At 41.7% G+C, this 23,935-nt stretch carries 7 protein-coding genes; 6 read left to right on the top strand and 1 reads right to left on the bottom strand.

Annotated elements, in window-relative coordinates; all coding sequences use genetic code 11:
• Positions 1-74: 74 nt before the first annotated feature.
• The 5 genes from RMY32_RS12565 (at position 75) to RMY32_RS12545 (ending at position 20,331) form a co-directional block, all read left to right on the top strand.
• Positions 75-5,906, top strand: a complete 5,832-nt coding sequence (locus tag RMY32_RS12565; protein ID WP_322713465.1) for an AAA family ATPase — start codon at positions 75-77, stop codon at positions 5,904-5,906.
• Positions 5,907-5,979: 73 nt separating this feature from the next.
• The gene (locus tag RMY32_RS12560; RefSeq protein ID WP_322713464.1) at positions 5,980-11,832 is read left to right on the top strand and encodes an AAA family ATPase; all 5,853 of its coding nucleotides are present in this window, start codon (positions 5,980-5,982) and stop codon (positions 11,830-11,832) included.
• Between the two features lie 158 nt (positions 11,833-11,990).
• Positions 11,991-17,885: an AAA family ATPase gene (locus RMY32_RS12555; RefSeq protein WP_322713463.1), complete on the top strand. Its 5,895-nt coding sequence runs from the start codon at positions 11,991-11,993 to the stop codon at positions 17,883-17,885.
• Positions 17,886-18,310: 425 nt separating this feature from the next.
• Positions 18,311-19,519 carry a PAS domain S-box protein gene (locus tag RMY32_RS12550; RefSeq protein ID WP_322713462.1) on the top strand — a complete coding sequence of 403 codons (1,209 nt, stop codon included), beginning with the start codon at positions 18,311-18,313 and terminating at the stop codon, positions 19,517-19,519.
• 71 nt (positions 19,520-19,590) lie between these two features.
• Positions 19,591-20,331 carry a sensor histidine kinase gene (locus RMY32_RS12545; RefSeq protein ID WP_409882850.1) on the top strand — a complete coding sequence of 247 codons (741 nt, stop codon included), beginning with the start codon at positions 19,591-19,593 and terminating at the stop codon, positions 20,329-20,331.
• 100 nt (positions 20,332-20,431) lie between these two features.
• On the opposite strand, the gene RMY32_RS12540 is transcribed toward RMY32_RS12545, so the two are convergent.
• Positions 20,432-21,559 (bottom strand): ABC transporter ATP-binding protein, encoded by a 1,128-nt coding sequence (locus RMY32_RS12540; RefSeq protein WP_322713461.1) that lies wholly within the window; start codon positions 21,557-21,559, stop codon positions 20,432-20,434.
• A 303-nt stretch (positions 21,560-21,862) separates the two neighbouring features.
• Here RMY32_RS12540 and mrdA point away from each other — a divergent pair, with 303 nt between their 5' ends.
• Positions 21,863-23,710, top strand: coding sequence for a penicillin-binding protein 2 (gene mrdA, locus RMY32_RS12535; RefSeq protein WP_322713460.1), 1,848 nt, complete (start codon positions 21,863-21,865; stop codon positions 23,708-23,710).
• Positions 23,711-23,935 lie beyond the last annotated feature (225 nt).

Below are 23,935 nucleotides of genomic sequence, written 5' to 3'. Positions count from 1 at the left end.
TCTTTGCTCTTGTTTATCAAACACTCAATATATCTGGGAACACTATATCTGTAAATCGTCATTCCTTCAGCAGTATGGTCAGCACTCTTGTTAGGATTCCCGGATATCAGATAACTGAAGAACTCTACAATGGTTCGAGAACCCTAGTTTATCGAGGGTATCGGGAAGCTGATTCCTTACCAGTAACGATCAAACTGCTGAAAAATCCCTATCCCAGTTTTGGCGAACTTTTGTCGTTTCGCAATCAGTACGCCATTGCGAAAAATCTCAACTCACCGCTAATCGTCCAAAGCTACTGCCTCCAAGCCTATCAGAATGGCTATGCGCTGGTAATGGAAGATTTTGGGGGAAATTCTCTCAAAGAATGGCAACTCAGCCAAAGCCGACAATCTCTACAAGAATTTTTAGTTATTGCGATCGCCCTCTGCAATACCTTAGATTTACTCTACCACGAGCGCATCATCCACAAAGACATTAAACCCAGCAATATATTAATTAATCCCGCAACCAAACAAGTTAAATTAATTGACTTTAGTATTGCATCTTTGCTACCACAAGAAACGCAGACAGTAATCAATCCTAATGTATTAGAAGGGACACTTGCTTATATTTCCCCGGAACAAACAGGCAGAATGAATCGGGGGATTGACTATCGCACAGACTTATATTCACTCGGCGTAACTTTCTACGAATTACTTACGGGAGAATTACCTTTTGCATCAAACGATCTGATGGAGTTAGTGCATTGTCATATTGCAAAACTTCCACTGCTAGTATATGACATTAACCGACAAATCCCATTTGTACTCTCGGAGATTGTCAATAAATTAATGGCGAAAAACGCCGAAAATCGATATCAGAGTGCGTTGGGATTAAAGTTTGATTTAGAAAATTGTTTAACTCAGTTACAAGTTTCGGGTAAGATTGAGAGCTTTGAAATAGCGAGTAGGGATGTGTGCGATCGCTTCATCATCCCCGATAAACTTTATGGCAGAGACATGGAGGTTCAAACTCTCCTGCAAGCATTTGAGCGAGTCAGCCTTGGCGCAACAGAAATGATGCTGGTTGCTGGGTTTTCGGGGATTGGCAAAACTGCTATTGTCAACGAAGTGCATAAGCCGATTGTCAGACAACGCGGCTACTTTATCAAAGGCAAATTTGACCAGTTTAACCGCAATATCCCGTTGAGTGCTTTTGTACAGGCATTCCGAGATTTAATGGAACAATTGTTAAGCGAAACTGATGAGCGACTGGCGCAGTGGAAAGAGAAAATCCTCTGTGCTTTAGGTGAAAATGGGCAAGTTCTAATTGAAGTCATTCCCGAACTAGAGCAGATTATCGGCAAACAACCATCAGCCCCAGAACTCAATGGTAGTGCCGCCCAGAACCGCTTCAACTTGGTATTTGTGAAATTTATTGCCGCGTTCGCTACACTAGAACATCCGTTAGTGATATTCTTCGATGACTTGCAGTGGGCAGATTCAGCCTCATTAAGCTTAATGCAAGTGTTGATGAGTCAAAGCGAGGTGGATTCCCTGCTAACAATCGGGGCATACCGAGATAACGAAGTCTTTCCCAGCCATCCGCTAATGCTGATACTGGAGGAGATGAAGAAAGCTGAGGCAACTATCAGTACCCTTACCCTCGCCCCGTTAAGTCAATCTCAGATCGATTGTTTGGTTGCCGACACCCTTAGTTGTTCCACAGTTCTAGCACAACCCCTAGCAGAGTTAGTTTATCAAAAAACCAAAGGCAATCCTTTCTTTGCTACCCAATTTCTCAGAGCTTTGCATCAGGAAAACTACATTACATATAACCTGCAAGTTGGACACTGGCAGTGCGATATGGTGTCGGTGAAATTGCTCTCGCTTACTGATGATGTGGTTGAATTCATGGCGCAGCAATTACAAAAGTTGCCACAAACCACTCAAGAGATATTGAAGCTGGCTGCTTGTGTGGGGGCACAGTTCGATCTGGAAACATTGGCGATTGTTTCAGAACGATCGCCAACCGATGCAGCCACAGCATTGTGGAAAGCTTTGCAGTTAGGCTTGATTTTACCCACGAGTCAGATTTACAAGTTTTTTCACGATGCCCAAAAGTCCCAAGGAGAGACAGTTAATCCGACCTATCGGTTCCTGCACGATCGCGTCCAGCAAGCTGCTTATTCTCTGATTCCTGACGATCGAAAGCAAGCGACTCATCTCAAAATTGGGCAATTGCTGTTGCAAAATACCGCACCTGAAGTTATAGAACTGAATGTTTTTGATATTGTTAATCAGTTGAACAATGGAATTGCTCTGATCGATCGGATCGAGGAGCGATATGAGTTAGCGCAGTTGAATCTGATTGCTGGCAAAAAAGCAAAAGTTTCCACAGCTTATAAAGCAGCCATTAAATACTGTGCGATCGGCATGGAAATCCTTCCAGAAGATAGTTGGCAGACTGCCTACGACCTCACGTTTCAGCTTTATCGGGAATGTGCAGAGTGCGAATACATCACAGGACGCTTTGAGGAAGCAGAACGACTCTTCCATCAGGCATTACAGTACGTCGAGAATAAATTCGAGCTAGCAGACATTTATGGGCTGCAATTAGCCCTAAGATCCAATCAGGGAGAGAATCTACTCGCCGCTTATGAGGCTGCACTGAGTGGCTTGAGTGTTATGGGCATGAGCATTCCGACAACTGATGCAAGTCAGCAAGCGCTGATTGAAAGCATACTCAAAGAGATCCGCGTCAAACTGGAAACTGTGCAACCTGCAGATTTATTCGATCTGCCTGCGATGACCGATCCGGCAAAGAAGGTATGTATGTCAATCCTCCCCGATTTATGGGGAGCTGCTTATGTCGGTGGCAATCAAGCGCTAACAATTCTCAGTATCCTGTTAATGGTTCAGACTTCATTCACCTATGGCAATGCCGAAAGTTCGGGTTGCGCTTACTGTTTGTATGGGATGATGCTGACGATTCAGGGAGACTATCGCAGTGCTTATGAGTTCGCTACCTTGGGGCGAAAGCTCGATCGCCAATTCAATAGTGCCAAGTTCATTCCTAAAACCAATAACGTTTTTGGTCATACAATCAATCCCTACAACAGACCACTAGTTGAAAACATCGCAGTTTACCAACAATCTGTTCAGATTAGTTATGAAACAGGTGATATTGGGTTTGGCATTTGGGCAGTAATATGTCTGATTTGGACGATGCTGTTGAAGGGCGATTGCTTATCAGAGGTGTATGCCGAAACCGAGAAATACTTGAGCTATGTGCAACAAGTAAATAACGCGAACATGACGCTGACATTTAACCTCCAGCAACAATTTCTGTTGCACCTGCAAGGTTTATTAGCAGAACCCGATCTGCTAGTCGATCGCCGCGATCGCCAGATTGTCTGTCTTGATGCTTGGCAGAAGAATAATTTTGAAGCTGGGATCAATTGGTATTGTTTCTTGAAACTCCAGCTATTGTACTTGTACGGTCGCTATGCCGATGCCCTGGAAGTTGCTGCGATTGCTGAAAAAACCCTGGCTTCTAATCTTGGTCTGTTTCCGATCGTTTTATTCCACTTCTATTACCCACTTAGTTTAGCTGCACTTTATCCAAAAGCAACACCAGAGAATCAACAGCAGTACTGGAATGTGATGCAGCAGCACCGCCAGCTTCTAGAAACCTGGGCCGAGACTTGTCCAGAGAACTTTTTGCATCAATCGCTGTTGCTTGGGGCTGAAATGGCAAGAGTTTCTGGTAACTACGCAGATGCGATCGCCTGTTACGATCGCGCCATTACCGCAGCCAAAGAAAATCACTTTAGCCAAATTGAAGCACTCGCCAACGAACTAGCAGCAAAGTTTTACCTAGAATGGGATAAGGAGCGGATTGCTCAGGAGTATATGATTCCAGCCTACTATGGCTATGTTCGTTGGGGAGCCAAAGCCAAGGTCGCTGATTTAGAAAAACGCTATCCTCAACTACTTGCTGCAATATTACAGCAAACCCGTTCTCCCCTTTCAATTAACGAAACCATTTTCGCTTTGGGGAGCGTTACATACACCAGTTCGGCCACTTCTAGCAGCAGTTCTGATTCCCTAGATTTAGCCGCTATTCTCAAAGCTTCCCAAACTCTCTCAGAGCAAATCGAACTTGAAAAACTGCTTTCATCGTTGCTTAAAATCGTCATCGAAGATGCAGGGGCCGATAAATGCGTGTTGATGCTGTTGCGAGACGATCGCTTGTTGGTCAAAGGGTTAATTGTTGAGGGGGCACAACCAATTGTATTGCAGCGCATTCCCATTGAAGAGAGCCAAGATATTCCCCTGAAGCTGATTTACAAAGTCTTGCACAACAGGCAGACTGTTGTCCTGGTAGATGCGACAGCAGATCCCACCTTAGCTAACGATCCGTATATAGTTCGTCAGCAACCCAAGAGTATCTTGTGCAGTCCAATTTTGCATCAAGGTCAGTTGAAGGGCATTTTATATCTAGAAAATAATTTAGCAATGGGAGCGTTCACCAGCGATCGCGTCGAACTGCTGAATTTAATCTGCGCTCAAGCTGCCATTTCCCTAGAAAATGCTCGACTCTACGAACGTTCCTTAGAATATGCCCAACAGTTAGAGCGATCGCTTGCCGAATTGAGTGCGAGTAACTCTCGCTTTGAGAAACTTGTAGATAATGTTCCTGGCGTTGTTTATCAGTATCAGATATTTGCTGATGGTGCAATGTCTCTCACCTATATGAGTAGAGAATGTTATGAACTATACGAAATTACAGCCGAACAAGCGATCGCTAATGTGCAGCTGCTCTTCGAGAGAATGCATCCAGATGATGTCGCAAGTTACCAGCAGTCTGTTATTGACTCAATGCAGACCTTAACTGATTTTGACTGGTCAGGGCGAATTATTACACTATCTGGGGTGATTAAATGGATTCACTCCCAAGCCCGAATAGAACAAAAAGCCGATGGAACTATAGTTTGGGATGGATTCTTGTTGGATATTAGCGAACGCCGAAAAGCAGAACTTGCTTTAGAGGAAAAATCGCTCTTATTACAACAGGCGCTAACCGATTTGCAAAACGCCCAATTACAAACGATCCAAAGTGAGAAAATGTCTGCTTTGGGTAATTTAGTTGCTGGTGTTGCTCACGAAATGAATAATCCTTTGGGCTTTATTGCTGCTAGCCTGCAACAAACTCAACCCGTCATTACCGAGCTTACCGAACACCTGAGACTCTATCAAAAAACTTTCCCAAATAGCAGTGAAGAAATTATTGACCATGCCGAGCAAATCGATTTGGAATATAGCTTAGAAGACGCATCTAAGGTAATTGTATCTATGACAATGGCGTGCAACAGGCTGAAACAAATCAGCACTTCACTCTGCACTTTTTCTCGTGCCGATCAAGATTATAAAGTGCTATTTAATATTCATGAAGGTATTGATAGCACCCTTCTTATTCTCAAACATCGCCTCAAAGCTAACCAACAACGTCCAGCTATTGAAGTGATAACTAACTACGGTAATTTACCGCAAATTGAATGTTTTCCTGGCCAATTAAATCAGGTGTTTATGAATATTCTCGCTAATGCTATTGATGCAATAGATGAGTCGAATATTGGATGCAGTTTTCAGGAAATTCAAACAAATCCTAATTGCATTACAATTAATACTTCACTGGCAGATAGGGTTGTAAAAATTACCATTGCTGATAATGGCAAAGGAATAAGCGAATCAGTTAAACAAAAGATTTTTGAGCATTTATTTACTACAAAAGCTGTTGGTAAAGGTACGGGTTTGGGGTTGGCGATCGCTCGACAAATCGTTGAATCAACCCACGGCGGTAAATTGAGTTGCAACTCTGTTCTTGGTGAAGGTACAGAATTTGTGATTGAATTTCCAGTGTAATTTTTGGCTCGTTTAGTAAACAACTTCAGACATCTGGGAATACTAAATTCGGAAGTCTTGAAGATTTAGCAGTATGGTTAGCACTCTTGTCAATATTCCTGGATACAAGGTTAGCGAAGAACTCTACAATGGTTCTAGAACCATTGTTTATCGAGGGTATCGAGAGACTGACTCATTACCTATAGTTATTAAACTGCTGAAAAATCCTCATCCGAGTTTTGGCGAACTCTTGTCGTTTCGGAATCAGTACACCATAGCTAAAAATCTCAACTCACCGCTAATAGTCCAAACTTATAGCCTAGAACCCTATCAAAATGGCTATGCGCTAGTGATGGAAGACTTTGGGGGGATTTCCCTCAAGGAATGGGGAATCAAGGAAAGGGGAAAATCTCTACAGGAATTTTTAGAAATTGCGATCGCACTATGCAATACCTTAGATATACTATACCACGAACGGATTATTCACAAAGACATAAAACCTAGCAATATTGTCATTAATCCCGAAACTAAACAAGTTAAATTAATCGACTTTAGTATTGCATCTTTATTACCAAGGGAAACCCAAACGCTAGTCAATCCCAATATCTTAGAAGGAACACTCGCTTATATTTCTCCAGAACAAACAGGCAGAATGAATCGGGGGATTGATTACCGAACTGATTTTTATTCTTTGGGTGTGACATTTTACGAGTTAATTACAGGAAATTTACCTTTTGCATCAAACGAGCCAATGGAATTGGTGCATTGTCATATTGCTAAACTTCCACAAATTTTAAAAAATAGAGAAGATATTCCCCAAGTTATTTGCGATATTGTGATGAAATTGATGGCAAAAAATGCCGAAGATCGATATCAAAGTGCCTTGGGACTGAAGTTTGATTTAGAAAAATGTTTGTCTCAGCTACAAGTTTATGGTAATATTGAAGGTTTTGAAATTGCACAGCGTGATGTGTGCGATCGCTTCATTATCCCCGATAAACTCTATGGCAGAGAAGCCGAAGTATTAACTCTCCTCCAAGCATTTGATAGAGTCAGTAATGGCGCAACAGAAATGATGCTCGTTGCAGGGTTTTCAGGAATTGGGAAAACAGCGGTTATCAACGAAGTGCATAAACCGATTGTCAGACAACGCGGCTATTTTATTAAAGGTAAATTTGACCAATTTCAACGCAATATTCCCTTCAGTGCCTTTGTGCAAGCATTCCGGGATTTAATGGAGCAATTATTAACCGAAAGTGATGTCCAACTAGAACAATGGAAGAATAATATTTTAGAAGCTGTTGGCGAAAATGGGCAAGTAATTATTGAAGTTATTCCCGAATTATCAAGAATTATTGGCGAACAACCACCCGCACTGGAATTATCAGGAATAGCGGCACAAAATCGCTTTAATTTACTCTTTCAAAATTTTACTAAAGTCTTTACCAGTGCAGAGCATCCCTTAGTAATGTTTTTAGATGATTTGCAATGGGCAGATTCAGCATCACTGAAATTAATGCAGTTATTAATGGCTGATACAAGTCATCTTTTCATCATTGGTGCGTACCGCGATAACGAAGTCCAGCCAGCACATCCATTAATGCTAACTTTGAGTGAAATTCAGAAAAATCAAGCAATAATTAATACAATTATTTTAGTACCACTAAGTCAAGTGCAAGTAAATAAATTAGTTGCTGATACACTCAAATGTCCAGAATATTTGGCATTGAATCTTTCTATATTGCTCTATCAAAAGACTCAGGGAAATCCATTTTTTGCAACGCAGTTTTTCAAAGCGTTACATCAAGATGGACTAATTAAATTTGATGTTAAATTAAGCTGTTGGCAATGCGATCTTGCCCAAGTAACAACGCAAGCGGTTACAGATGATGTGGTAAAATTTATGAGTTTTCAATTGCGAAAACTACCGCCATCAACTCAAGATGTATTGCCGTTAGCTGCTTGTATTGGTAACTCATTTAATTTAGCAACTTTGGCAATTATTTCTCAACAATCCCAAATTGAGACGGCAGATGCTTTGTGGAAAGCATTACAATCAGGATTGATTGTACCAATTGGTGATGTTTATAAATTTTATGTTGGGCAAGATAGTCTTGCAATTACTCAAGAAAATCAAGAAACTGTTACATACAAATTTATACACGATCGCGTCCAACAAGCGGCTTATTCTCTGATTCCCGACGACCAAAAAACAGCAACTCATTTCAAAATAGGACAGTTACTGCTAGAAAATTTATCCGAGCTAGAACAAGAAGAAAAACTGTTCGATATTGTGGGGCATTTGAATTTAGGAATTGAGTTAATTAGTCAATCAAGGGAACGCGAGGCATTAGCTAAACTGAATTTGCAAGCTGGAGTGAAGGCGAGAAATTCTACAGCTTACGCCGCAGCAAGAGTTTATTTGCAAACTGGGATTGAGTTACTTCAGACAAACTGCTGGCAACATCAGTATGAATTGACTCTGAATCTGTATGTTACGGGTGCGGAAGTAGCTTATTTGAATGGTGACTTGGAAGGCATGGAACATCTTGCTGCATTCGTATTGCAGCAAGCACAGACAATTTTCGACAAAGTGAAAATCTACGAAATTCAAATCGCGGCCCAAATGGCCCAGAGCCAAGTATTAGAAGCGATCGCAGTGGGAAGAGATGCGCTGAGTCAATTAGGGGTGGATCTCCCCAGTACACCAGATGAAGCCCAAATCGGCAAAGTGCTAGAAGACCTTGCAAGCCTTGAGGGCAGCAAAAATCCATCTGCCCTAGTGAATTTACCCAGGATGAGCGATCGCACTGCGATCGCCGCGATGCAACTATTAGGAGTGTTGTTTGCACCCATGTTGCTAGGAATGCCAAGTTTACTCCCCCTCTTGGGCGCAACGATGGTGAAGTTATCGCTCCAGTTTGGCAATGCCCCCGCCTCGACGGTAGGATATGCACTGCATGGCATGGTGCTGTGTGCCTTTTTGGGCGAAGCCAAAACAGGCTACGAGTTTGGTAGATTAGCGCTCTTGTTGCTGGAGAAGTTAAATGCTCAGTCCATGAAGTCCGTGACTCTAGATTTGTTTGGAGCTTTCATCCAACATCACCAGCAAGCGCTCAGAGCAGTGCTACCGACGTTCAAAAATGGCTACACCACTGGCATAGAAACAGGCGATTTTCTCTACGCTGGCTACAATGTATCAGCTTACGCCTGTAATGGGCTTTTCGCAGGTGTAGAAGTGGACGCATTATCATCCGAATTGATTGCTTACAATGCTGTCCTGGCTCAGATGAAACAAGAATCCGCGCATATTTATTCGGATATGGTGTTGCAAACGCTAGAGCATTTGAGAGAAACAGTCAGCCAACCCGATTGCTTAACTGGCACTATCTACGATGAAACGGTGATGCTGCCAAAGCACCACCAGGATAACGATCTCACCTCGATCGCCATTGTCTACACCTACAAACTGCTGCTTGCCTACTATTTTGGCAATTATCAGGCCGCCCTGGACTACATCATTCAAGGCAAGTCCTATTTGATGGCAGTATCGGGAATGTTTTTTATTCGGATTTTCCATTTTTATGCCGCGCTAACTTATCTGGCACTCTACCCCAGCCATCCAGAATCAGAACAAGCCCAAATCCTTGCTGTTGCCGTCACCCATCAAACTGCTCTCTATCAATCAGCGCAAAATGCCCCGATGAATCATTTGCATAAATGGTATCTAGTGGAGGCTGAACGTCATCGAGTTTTGGGTGAAAAAGCCGCAGCCAGTGAATGTTATGACCAAGCCATAAGTCTTGCTAAAGAACATCAGTTTATCAACGAAGAAGCCTTAGCCAACGAACTAGCAGCAAAGTTTTACCTGGAGTGGGGCAAACAACGCATAGCTCAGGAATATCTGACTGAAGCTTACTATGGTTATGCCCGTTGGGGTGCAAAAGCCAAAGTCGCCGACTTAGAAAAACGCTATCCCCAATTACTTGCCCTCATATTACAGCAAACCCGTTCTCCCTTGTCCACCTACGAAACCATCTTTGCCTTGGGGAGTGTCGCCTCCACCAGTTCTACGAGTTCTAGCAGTAGTGTCTCACATAGCCTAGATTTAAAAGCCATTCTCAAAGCTTCTCAAACTATCTCAGGCGAAATCGAACTAGAAAAACTGCTCTTATCGTTGCTTTCCATTGTCATAGAAAATGCGGGGGCTGATAAATGTGTGTTCATGCTGATGCTGGACAATCGCCTGTTAATCAAAGGATCGATTACCACAGGTTCAAATCCTGTTGTCTTGCAGCGTATTCCCATTGAAGAGAGCCAGGATATTCCTCACAAACTGATTTACAAAGTCTTGCACAACCAGCAGACTGTTGTGTTGCTGGATGCAACAGCAGATCCCACCTTAGCCAACGACCCATACATCATACGTCAACAGCCGAAAAGTATCTTGTGCAGCCCGATTTTGCGTCAAGGCAAGTTGCTAGGCATTTTATATCTCGAAAATAATTTAACAACGGGGGCATTTAGTGGCGATCGCGTCGAACTGCTGAATTTACTCTGCGCCCAAGCCGCAATTTCTTTGGAAAATGCCCGACTTTATGAGCGATCGCTAGAGTATTCCCAACAGCTAGAGCGATCGCTTGAGGAATTAAACGCCGCCCAGTCTGTCTTCCAAGCATCCCAGCAAAAACTCCAGCTATTGGTTCAGCAAACTCCATTAGCAGTCATCGAGTGGGATATTAATTATCACGTTACTGACTGGAACCCAGGCGCAGAAAGAATCTTTGGCTACAGCAAACAAGAGGCTTTGGGTTGTGGATTCAAATTCATCATTCCTGAAATAATTCAAGCAGAAATGGAGCAAGTCAGCGTCGAAATTATATCGCAGGAGGGCGGCAATTACAGTATCAATGAAAATATGACAAAGGATGGTAAAATTATTATTTGTGCTTGGTATAACAATCCGCTTGTAAATGCAGATGGCGAGTTAATCGGAGTTGCTTCCCTAGCAGATGATATTACAGAACAGCAAGTTGCGCTACGCGATCGCAAACTTGCCGAAGTCCAACTTCAACAAAAAGCACAAGAGCTAGAAACTGCTTTACAAAACCTGCAACAAGCACAATTACAAATGGTGCAAACTGAGAAAATGTCTGCACTCGGAAACTTAGTTGCGGGTGTAGCTCACGAAATGAATAATCCCCTTGGTTTTATTGCTGCTAGTCTCAAACAAGCGAAACCTACTATCGCTGATATTGTTGAACATCTCAGACTATATCAAGAAAGTTTACCCAACAAAAGCGATGAAATCGAAGACCACGCCGAAGAAATCGACTTGGATTATAGCTTAGAAGACTTACCCAAGATGATTGATTCTATGTCTATGGCGTGTGACAGGCTAAAGAACATCAGCACCAGTTTGAGAACTTTCTCTCGTGCCGATCAAGACTACAAAGTACCTTTCAATATCCACGAAGGCATTGATAGCACAATTTTAATTCTCAAACATCGTCTCAAGGCCAATGAACAACGTCCGGCGATTCAAGTTGTTGCAAACTACGGTAATTTACCTCAAGTAGAATGTTTCCCCGGCCAATTAAATCAGGTATTTATGAATATTTTTGCTAATGCTATTGATGCATTAGATGAATCTAATCATGGACTCAGCTTTGAAGAAATTAAAGCCAATCCTAACTGCATTACAATTACAACCTCAGTCGAAAAGAATCTAATTAAAGTTTCCATTACTGATAATGGCAAAGGGATGAGCGAATCAGTTAAACAAAAAATATTTGACCATTTATTTACGACGAAAGCTGTTGGTAAAGGGACGGGTTTAGGGTTGGCGATCGCTCGTCAAATCGTTGAAGAAACCCACGGTGGAAAATTAAGTTTTAACTCGGTTCTGGGTCAAGGTACAGAATTTACAATTGAAATTCCGGTATGAATCTCAGACACTCCTTGTTCGCGCTGCGTCTCGTAGAAAAGGGATGGGATGAGCACCGATTTTCTTTGAGTCTAAATTCTCAAAATTTCAAGTCGTGGAGCGACGGGTTCGCTTGATATCTGGGAACACTATATCTGGAGTCTTAAAGATTTAGCAGTATGGTTAGTACGAGAGTCAATATTCCTGGCTATCAGGTTAGCGAAGAACTCTACAATGGTTCTAGAACCATCGTTTATCGAGGGTATCGAGAGACTGACTCATTACCCGTAACGATCAAACTGCTGAAAAATCCTTATCCGAGTTTTGGCGAACTTTTGTCGTTTCGCAATCAGTACATCATAGCGAAAAATCTCAACTCACCTCTGATCGTCCAAACTTATAGCCTAGAACCGTATCAAAATGGTTATGCGTTGGTAATGGAAGATTTTGGGGGGATTTCTCTCAAGGATTGGGGATTAAGGAGTGGGGAGTGGAAAATTGGGCGAAACTTAGAATCTTTGATGGAGTTTTTAGAAATAGCGATCGCACTGTGCAACACCTTAGATATATTGTATCGCGATCGGATTATTCATAAAGATATCAAACCCGCCAATGTTTTAATTAATCCAGACACCAAACAAGTTAAATTAATTGACTTTAGTATTGCATCCTTACTACCACGGGAAACTCAAACACTGATGAATCCCAATGTCTTGGAAGGGACACTTGGTTATATTTCTCCCGAACAAACAGGAAGAATGAATCGAGGGATTGACTACCGGACTGATTTCTATTCTTTAGGTGTCACTTTTTATGAACTACTTACGGGTGAGTTACCGTTCCATTCAAACGATCCGATGGAGTTGGTACATTGTCATCTAGCAAAACTTCCACCATCTTTTCAGGAAGTTAAAAGTGAAGAGATTCCGCAAGTGTTGTCAGATATTGTCATGAAATTAATGGCAAAAAATGCTGAGGACCGCTATCAAAGTGCATTAGGATTGAAATTTGATTTAGAAACTTGTTTATCTCAACTCCAAGAAACTGGTGAAATTAAGCATTTCCCAATTGCTCAACGGGATCTGTGCGATCGCTTTATTATTCCTGATAAACTTTATGGACGAGAAACAGAAGTAGAAACTCTCCTGCAAGCATTTGAGCGCGTTAGTACAGGTGCGACAGAAATGATGCTGGTGGCTGGTTTTTCGGGTATTGGGAAAACCGTTGTAGTTAACGAAGTTCATAAACCTATCGTCAAAAAACGCGGTTATTTTATCAAAGGGAAATATGACCAATTTCAACGAAATATTCCCTTTAGTGCTTTTGTGCAAGCCTTCCGCGATTTAATGGGGCAATTATTAACCGAAAGCGATGCTCAAATCCAGCAATTTAAAACCAATATCTTAGCGGCTGTAGGTGATAATGGCCAGGTAATTATTGAAGTTATCCCCGAATTAGAAAGAATTATTGGTCAACAACCACCTGCTACAGAATTATCAGGAACTGCCGCCCAAAATCGGTTTAATTTATTATTTCAGAAATTTACCCAAGTCTTTACCAGTGAAAAACATCCATTAGTGATGTTTTTAGATGATTTGCAATGGGCAGATTCAGCATCGTTGATGTTAATACAGTTATTAATGGCTGATACCAAACATCTTTTCTTAATTGGTGCTTATCGTGATAACGAAATCAATTCAGCACATCCATTAATTTTGACTTTGAATGATATCCAAAAAACAGCAGCTACAATTAATACGATTACTTTAGCGCCTCTGAGTCAATCGCAAGTAAATCAATTAGTTGCTGATACACTGAAATGTACAAAAGATTCGGCGTTACCTGTTTCTCAATTGGTATTTCAGAAAACTCAAGGTAATCCGTTTTTTGCCATCCAGTTTCTCAAGGCATTACACCAAGATGGATTAATTGAATTCACCCCCCCTTACCAAGGCAGGGCTACGGGCGGGTGGCAATGTGATATTACCCAAATAAATCAGCAAGCGGTGACAGATGATGTTGTAAAATTCATGGTATTTCAATTACGAAGACTGCCTCAATCAACTCAAAATGTATTGCAGCTAGCCGCTTGCATTGGTAATCAATTTGATTTAGCAACTTTGGCGATTGTTTGGGAGTCATCAGAAATTGAAACAGCTGCTAGTTTATGGAAAGCTTTACAAGAAGGGTTGATTCTACCAATTAGTGATGTTTATAAATTTTATCAGGGAGAAAATCACGATCGCTTGGCGCTGTCAACTGGGAATACCAATAAACAATTAGCCAAATATAGATTTTTGCATGACAGAGTACAACAAGCTGCCTATTCTCTAATTCCTGATAACCAAAAACAAGCAACTCATCTCAAAATTGGTCAATTACTTTTACAAAATTCCTCTCAAATAGAACAAGAAGAAAAACTGTTTGATATTGTTGGACATTTGAATTTAGGGCAAGAGTTGATTGTCCAATCAAACGAGCGAGAAGCTTTGGCTCGACTTAACTTAGCAGCAGGAGGTAAAGCTAAAAATTCTACTGCTTATGCTGCTGCCAAAGCCTATTTACAGACCGGGATTGAGCTACTCACAGTGAATTGCTGGCAAGATCGATATGAATTGACCTTGAGTCTCTATGTTGCCGCCGCCGAAGCCGCCTACTTAAATGCTGACTTTGATGGCATGGAAGAGATAGCAGCAATAGTGTTGCAATCAGCCCAGACGATTTTAGACAAAGTTAAAATTTACGAAATTCAAATTGCTGCCCAGACAGCCCAAAGTAGACTATTAGAAGCGATCGCAGTTGGCAGAGATGCCTTAAAGCAATTGGGGGTTGAGCTACCCATCGAGCCAAACAATGCTGAGATTGGTAAAGCTTTACAAGTGCTTGCTAGTCAACTCGCAGGCAAACGAATTGAGGAACTAGCTGACTTACCAGTGATGACCGATCTCCAAGCACAGGCAGCCATGCAACTGTTAGGAATGTTGTTTGCACCTGTTTTCCAAGGAATGCCGGGTTTATTGCCCCTGATTAGCTCCACAATGGTCAGCCTATCGCTTCAGTTTGGGAATACGCCCGCCTCCACTGTGGGGTATGCGCTGCACGGAATGGTGCTGTGTGCATTTTTGGGAGAGGTTGAAGGGGGCTACGGTTTTGGGCAATTGGCATTGAATTTGCTAGATCGGTTCAATGTGCGGGAATTCAAATCCATAATTTCCATGTTGTTTGGTGGCTTTATTCAACATCACCAAGAAGCTCTCTCGGCAACAATACCGTTGCTGAAAGCTGGTTTTACCTCTGGGATGGAAACTGGCGATTTTTTACACGCTGGTTATAACGTATGTTGTTACAGCTATGCGGTCTTTTGGAGTGGCTCTGAACTTAGCAATTTGGAATTAGATATAGCAAGTTACAACGCCGCCTTAACTCAGGCGAAGCAACATTCTGCCCAGACTTATGTGAGTATTATGCGGCAGGCGGCACAGAACTTTAGGGAAACCCAAATTCAGCCCGATTGTTTGAGCGGCAGTATCTACGATGAAACGGTGATGATTCCCAAACATCGTCAGGCTAATGAACTCACGGTGATGGCTGAGTTGTATATCTACAAACTGTTGCTTGCCTATTATTTTGGTGATTACAAAGCTGCGATCGCTTACATTGACGAAGGTAAGGAGTATTTACTCGCCGTATCAGGATTGATTTTTATTCCGATTTCCCATTTCTTTGCAGCCCTGACGCACCTAGCCCTATTTTCCACCCAGCCAGAAATGGAGCTTTCCGTAATTCTCGCCCAGGTAGAAATCCATCAAACCACTCTGTACCGTTGTGCGCAAAATGCTCCCACAAATCATCTGCATAAATGGCATTTAGTTGAGGCTGAAAAACAACGAGTTTTGGGCAATAAAACAGAAGCGCTTGAACATTACGATCGCGCCATAACTCTAGCTACAGCCAACGGCTACATCCAAGAAGAAGCACTTAGCAATGAATTAGTAGCCAAATTTTATCTCGATTGGGGTAAAGAAAGAGTTGCCCAAGCATATATGCAAGAAGCATACTACTGCTACGCTCGTTGGGGTGCAAAAGCCAAAATAGAAGACTTAGAAAAACGCTATCCCCAACTACTCCAATCAATTCTGCAACAGCAACGAATCAACTTCAATACCTTAGAAACTATTAGCTTTCGTGGCACTTCCTCATCTACTCGCACTTCTACCACTGGCAGTACTGGTATTTCCCAGACATTAGATTTTACCTCTGTCCTCAAAGCCGCTCAAGCTATCTCCAGTTCTCTGAAATTAGATCGACTCATTGCCAGCTTGACCCACATTATCCTAGAAAACTCTGGCGCGAAGAAAGTTGTACTAATTCTTCCCCAAGATGAGGACACTACCGTGCAGGGAGAACCCTTATTGAAGAAAGTATCTGGTGATAATTGGCAAGTTAGGGCAATTACCTTTATCAATCATGACCAAATACAAACCATTCTGGAGCCACAATCACTCGCTAATTGTCAAGAGATTCCTGCAAAAATTATCAATTACGTCAAAAATACCCAACAAACAGTTGTTATAGACAATTGCAAAACAGATACCATTGGGTTGATTGGGGAATATATGCAGCGAACACAACCCCAGAGTGTATTATGTACCCCGATTCTTAATCAAGGGCGTTTAGTAGGGATTCTTTACCTAGAAAATCAACTGACTCAAGGCGTATTTACTAGCGATCGCCTTTCTATTGTAAATTTCCTCTGCACTCAAGCTGCAATTTCTTTGGAAAATGCCCAGTTATATAATCATCTCCAAGAGCGAGAAAAGTTCCTCAGTAGTATTTACGAAGGTGTTGGCTGTCTGATATTTGTGACTGATATCCGAGATAATGGTAGGTATGAGTACACAGGATGGAGTAAATCTTGCGAATTAGTGATTGGTATACCTGCTTCCCAAGTGCTGGGTAAAAGTCCGCAAGAATTAATGGCTCCTGATGAAGTTGCAGCAATCGAGCAAAAATATCTGCATTGTTTCCAAACTGGAATACCCATCACCTATGAAGAATGTCTAACATTTAATGACCAGAAAATTTGGTTTTTAACCACACTCAGCCCTTTAAAAGATGAGACGGGCAAAGTTTATCGCGTAGTTGGGACAACGATTAATATTAGCGATCGCAAACAAGCTGAATCAGCGGTGACAGAAAAATCTCAAGCACTCGGAACAGCCTTAGCAGATTTACAGCAAGCCCAATTACAAATTGTTCAAAATGAGAAAATGTCTGCACTGGGTAATTTAGTTGCTGGCGTAGCCCATGAAATGAATAATCCTTTGGGCTTTATTGCTGCAAGCCTCAAACAAGCTAAACCTACTATTGCTGATGTTGTGCAACACTTGAAACTTTATCAAGAAAGTTTACCTAATCCGGGTGCTGAAATTATTGACCATGCAGAAGAAATTGACTTAGATTATAGTTTAGAAGATTTACCAAAGGTAATAGATTCAATGGTGATGGCGTGCGATCGCCTGAAAAATATCAGTACTAGTTTAAGAACTTTCTCCCGCGCTGATAAAGATTACAAAGTGGCATTTAAAATTCATGAAGGGATTGAAAGTACAATTTTAATTCTCAAACATCGTCTCAAAGTCAACGAGCAACGTCCAGCAATTGAAGTAATAACCGATTATGGAAATTTGCCTGAAGTTGAATGTTTTCCTGGACAATTAAACCAGGTGTTTATGAATATCCTCGCTAATGCTATTGATGCCTTAGATGAGTCGAATACTGGGCGAAGTTTTGCAGAAATTAAAGAAAATCCTAACAAGATTACAATTAAAACCTCATTGCAAGACGATCGAGTTACAATAACGATTGCTGATAATGCTAATGGCATGAATGAAACAGTCAAACAAAAGATATTTGACCATTTGTTTACAACCAAATCTGTGGGAAAAGGAACGGGTTTAGGATTAGCGATCGCCCGTCGAATTGTTGTGGAAAAACACGGGGGTTCAATACACTGCAACTCCTTCCCAGGAAAAGGGACAGAGTTTGCGATCGCAATTCCAGTGCGGCAATAAACAGTACTGAGTAGACTAACTTTAGCTAAGAAGATTAGACCTCTTGGCAAAAGTGCTTTTTGTACTCTTGGGGAAAAGGGACTCATGTTAAAGGGGAAGGGAACAATACAGAACCTTTTCTCCTTTTCCCGACAAATGCCAAGAAGTCTATTCTGTCACTTCACTTGCAGGCGATCGCGTAGCGTTTATGTAGAAAAGGCATCTTCTGAGACGCTTTACCTTAGCGGAAGCCTCTGGAAAAAAAGGCAGTTGGATAAATTAAGTTTTTAGCAATTTTTACGTAATACCAATTCACAAAAAATATGATACAGATGCAAACCATAAAACCTATGCTAATTCTCACTTTCTTAATGCGTGAATTTTGAATTGGTATAAGTCCTGCCTGACTCAGGACTGGCTCTAAGTAAACTGAATCGGAGTTGAATATGTGTACTGAAAAAATTAATGAAGAAATATTGCTTTTACGTCAGCAAAATGCCCAATTACTGCAACAGCTAGAAGCATTACAAGACCTTTATTCAACTACACTGTTAGCCGAACAACATCAAATTTGGGAATTAGTTACTGATGAAGTCCCACAGGATTTACAACTGATAGAATTACAGTCGAAATTGACAGATAATTCTACCTTTGTAGAATCAGCAAATAAAATTAGCGGACGGCATCATCAAGCGGCGGCAACTGCTTTGGCTGAGAGTGAGGCTAAGTATCGCCAACTCGTGGAAAATATCAGCGACCTGATTTTTTCTATGTCAGTGGAAGGTCTTTTTACTTATGTCTCACCACAATATAAAAATGTTTTAGGATGGGAACCTTCAGACCTACTCGGTCAACCCTTTGCCCCCCTGCTTCATCCTGATGATTTCCCCCTAGCCCAGAGAAAAATTCAAGAAATGGTGGAAACTAAGGGGCAGCGAATCGCAATAGAATTTCGCCACCAAAAAAAGGATGGAAATTGGTGCTGGATGAGGTCAGTGGCTTCGCCAATTTTCGATTCAGATGGTGAAATTATTGGTCTTCATGGCGCTATTAGCGATATCAGCAGTCGCAAACAAGCTGAAGAATTAATCAAAGCCTCGCAAGCAGAATTACTCGCTTTGTTCAACGCTATGCAGGATGTGATTCTTGTCTTGGATGCCGAAGGAAGATACTTAAAAATCGCTCCTAGTGGTGCGCCCTTACTCTACCAACCTCCTGCGGAACTGCTGGGCACAAAAATATATGAGGTTTTACCCTCTGCTTGTGCCGACTATTTTCTCAACTCTATTCAACAAGCACTCTTAACTCAAAAAACTGTGAAGGTAGAATATAGCTTGCCTATAGGCGAGCAAGAGGTTTGGTTTGAGGCGAATATTGCCAGCATGAGCGAAAACACCGTTGTTTGTGTCGCCAGGGATATCAGTGAACGCAAACAGATGGAAGACCAATTGCGACAAAAAACAGAAAATTTAGCACAAACTCTTCAAGAACTTAGACAAACTCAAGCACAAATGATTCAAGCAGAAAAAATGTCTAGTCTGGGTCAACTTGTGGCTGGAGTTGCTCACGAAATCAACAACCCCGTTAATTTTATTCACGGTAATCTCACTTACAGCAGTTTTCTTTTGCATGAGGTACAAATTCACTGGTTTTGAGGCAGGAGGCAGGAGGGAGAAGAATAATTTGATTTGCGAATCCTTGGTTCTGTACCTCATTTAGTTGCAAAGTGCTGTATATTGAGGAATATACTCAAGACCTGTTGCGAATAATTCACCATCAGCAGCAATCTGGTAATAAGTCGGAATTTCAGGCTTTGTGTGAGGAAATTGACCTAGAGTACATCCAAAAAGATTTACCAAGAATATTGAGTTCGATGAAAGTTGGTACTCAGCGCATCCGTCAGATTGTGCTGTCGTTACGAACCTTCTCACGCATAGATGAAGCCGAGTTTAAAGCAGTGGATATTCATGAAAGCATCGATAGTACTCTAATGGTATTGCAACATCGCTTGCAAGAAACAACAAAGCTTCCAGCCATTCAAGTCATCAAAGACTACGGCACATTACCTTTAGTGGAATACTATGGCCGACAGCTCAATCAGGTATTTATGAATATATTAGCGAATGCCATTGATGCTTTAGAAGAATGGACAATTGAGAATGCACAATTAAGAATAGACAATTTCACATCTGGGTTGTTAAGTCCTACGATCGCCATTCGTACCTCAGTGATAGATTCCAGTTGGGTAAGAATTGCGATCGCTGATAATGGAATAGGTATGTCAGAACAGATTCAACAACAAGTTTTTAATCCGTTTTTCACCAACAAGCCTGTAGGTAAGGGAACAGGTATGGGAATGTTTATCAGTTATCAAATCATTACAGAAACACATGGTGGCAAATTGGAATGTCATTCATCACCAGCAGCAGGAACGGAGTTTGTAATTACAATTCCAATTCAGCATTAAGATTTTTTTTGCAACTGTAAGGTTATAATCCCTTGTGGGGCGGTTGTACTCCTTTTTCATAAGGTTGACTGACTTGCCACCGCTTTCTATAAACCATTAACTATTGACTAATAGCTAAACAATCAGTTTCTGCCCACCAGGCATAAATAAGTGTGTCGCGGTCTGGTAAAGTGCCAAGAGTATTAGGTTGCAACACATTAATGCTAATACCATTTGTTAATTCCATAACATAATTAACGTGTGTGCCCAAATACATAACGTTAACCAGCCGTCCTTCAAAGCAGTTAACTGGCAAATTAGGTGGATACAAGGAAAGCTGTATTTTTTCTGGACGCACACTCACTACTACAGCTTGTGATAATTCAGTTGGTGTATCCTCAGTGCGGCTAATAACAATTGAAAGTCCCATTTTTGTGGAAATTTTAATATTAGAGGAGTCTACCGTGACGATTTCACCACTGAATAAATTAGTATCACCAATAAAATCAGCAACAAAGGATGTACAGGGACGTTCGTAAATTTGGCTGGGAGTGCCAACTTGTTCAATTTTGCCTTGATTCATTACGGCAATGCGATCGCTCAAAGACAATGCTTCTTCTTGGTCGTGTGTCACCATCACAAAGGTTAACCCCAAGTCTTTGTGTAAATTTGATAACTCAACCTGCATTTCTTTACGTAGTTTGAAATCTAACGCCCCTAAAGGTTCATCTAGTAGTACCACGGTGGGACGGTTGACTAGGGCCCTTGCTAAAGCTACTCGCTGCTGTTGACCACCAGAAAGTTGATTAGGAAAACGCGATCGCAAACTTTCCATTTTCACCAGTTTTAAAGCTTCTTGGACTCTAGCTTCAATTTTCGATTTGGGTATTTTTTTTAACCGCAGTCCAAAGGCGATGTTATTCCAGACATTCAGGTGGTTAAATAGAGCGTAACTTTGAAATACAGTATTGACGGGTCGGCGGTAAGGAGGCACATTAGTCATGGACTGACCCTGAATAAACACCTTACCAGCGTCAGCAATTTCAAACCCAGCAATTAAGCGTAGTGTTGTTGTTTTACCACAACCGGAGGGGCCTAAAATACTAAAAAATTCTCCTTGTCTGACATCCAAATCAATGCCATTTACTGCTGGTTCTTGGTTAAAAAACTTGAAGACGTTACGCAGTTCAACATCAAGTGGCTGAAAACTTGTTATCCCCCTCTGATTTTGCATGACGATTTGAGCCATAATCCTCAGTAGAATGCCGCGATCTTTACGTTATCTTGTCAATTGCTCTAGTCTTTTGGGCAGACTATATTTGACACTTTGGTTTATTGTATCCGCCAAAAACAATTGTTCAAGAATATACTCGCTCGATTATTTCGTACTCAGTAATAAAATCAAGATAATGGTAAATTTAGACACTAAGCTTTTAATTTAGATAATCTGTAATTAAGTTAACAAGTCTTAAAATTGCATCTTAGCAATTGCTAAAAGGCTGGCTATAATTGCATTTATTCATTTTGAATTTTGAATTTTGAATTAATACTTATGTCCTTATTCCCATCACTTGGCAGCAAAAAAGATACACGTACAGTTGGACGTGGTGTCCAATCAATATTTTTAATCGTATTTACCCTATTAATGACCAGTGGGATTGAGGCTCGTTTGGCTTACTTGCAAATAGTTGATGGGCCAAAACTCCGGGAACGAGCTGAAGCAAACCGAATTCGGATGATTCCCAAACAACCAGAACGGGGCAATATTTTTGACCGGAATGGCAAACTTTTAGCTAGCACTCGCTATCCTAGCTCTGTATATTTGTGGCCGATGGCGCATACTAAGCCTTCTTGGTCTGTAGTCGGCCCGCGTCTAGCGCAAATTCTTAACATTCCCCAGGATGAGATGGAAAAGAAATTAGAACAAGCTGGTGCTAATTCTTCTTCACTCATCCGGGTTGCTCGCGATTTAAATGAAGCAGAAATTACGGCATTAAAGGAGTATAAAAATGAACTTCCAGAAGTGGAAATTAATACAGATTCTGTACGTTATTATCCCCACGGCAAGGAATTAGCGCACGTACTAGGTTATACACGAGAGTTGACCGCCGACCAGTTAAAAGGCAAGAAGGAGTTAGGCTATCGACTGGGAGATGTCATCGGTCAGATGGGTGTGGAAAAGGCTTATGAGAAAGCTCTACGGGGCGAATGGGGCGGTCAGCAAGTGGAAGTGGATGGTGCGGGTAGACCAATCCGGGTTATCGGGGAGAAACAGGCAAAAGCTGGTAATGATTTGCACCTGACCATAGATTTGGATGTGCAAAAGGCAGCCGAAAAAGCTTTGGGAAATCACCGAGGTGCGATCGCAGCACTCGATCCAAATAATGGTGCTGTTTTAGCGTTGGTATCTTACCCCACCTTTGACCCAAATATCTTTTCCAAACAAAAACTCTCTCAAAAAGATTGGGAAAGTGTCCAAGGTAAAGATCATCCCTTGGTCAATCGCGCTCTGAGTGCCTTTCCACCCGCCAGTACTTTTAAAGTTGTGACTACGACAGCTGGACTCGAATCAGGTGAATTTTCTCCTGACTCAATACTACAAACCTTTGGTTCTCTTACCGTGGGTGGGGTGACATTTGGTGAGTGGAACCACGCCGGATTCGGGCCATTGGGATTTCCCAGAGCGATCGCTATGAGTAGCGATACTTTCTTCTATCAAGTTGGCAGAAAAGTTGGCGGCCCAACTCTAATCAAATGGAGCCGTAAATACGGGTTTGGTCAAAGAACTGGTATTGAATTTCGTGATGAAGAATCAGTAGGCTTGGTTCCAGATGAAACATGGAAGCGGAAAGTTTTCAAAATGCCTTGGACTGTTGGCGACACCATTAATATGTCAATTGGTCAAGGCGCTTTGCAAGTCACACCTCTGCAATCGGCGATTATGTTTTCTGTCCCTGCTAACGGTGGGTATCGAGTTCAACCGCATTTGCTTAAAGATAACGAAGAAGCAAAAAGTTGGCGAGAATCTTTAAATATGAAGCCGACAACTATCAAAGTTCTCCGCGACGGACTGCGAAAGGTGGTGAGTGAAGGTACTGGTAAGCGCTTAGACGTGCCGACAATTGCCCCAGCGTCCGGGAAGAGTGGCACAGCTGAAGCTGGTGTTGGTCGCCCAAATCATACATGGTTTGGTGCTTATGCGCCCAGTAATAAGCCAGAAATTGTGGTTGTGGCCTTTGGGGAAAATACTGGCGAACATGGTGGTACTATTTGCGGGCCGATGGTTTTACAAGTACTAGAAGCTTATTTTCAGCACAAATATCCAGGTAAGTATCAAAAACCTCAGCCTGACCCATCAGAAGCTAAAACTCAAAGTTCAGGACATAGCACTGGAGATTAGTTCTGCAAAGCAAAAGTTAAACAGGTATACAGCGTCAGATTTTCTAGTCTATCCCATTAGTTTTGAAGGATGAACAAGTTCGTAGTAACGACTTTAACTTTAGTCCTAGATTTTTAAGCACGCTTTGTGCTTACTACAAACTCATCAAAATTAATGCGATAGACCACTAGTGTGCAAAGTTCAAAATTTAAGAAGCTTTTGGTCGAGACAATAGAAGAGATGAGC

The sequence above is a fragment of the Nostoc sp. ChiSLP03a genome (assembly GCF_034531215.2).
In the GTDB taxonomy this organism is placed as follows: Bacteria; Cyanobacteriota; Cyanobacteriia; order Cyanobacteriales; family Nostocaceae; genus Nostoc.
The sequence above is the reverse complement of the archived record's forward strand: the minus strand, read 5'-3'. Positions and strand labels throughout refer to the sequence as shown.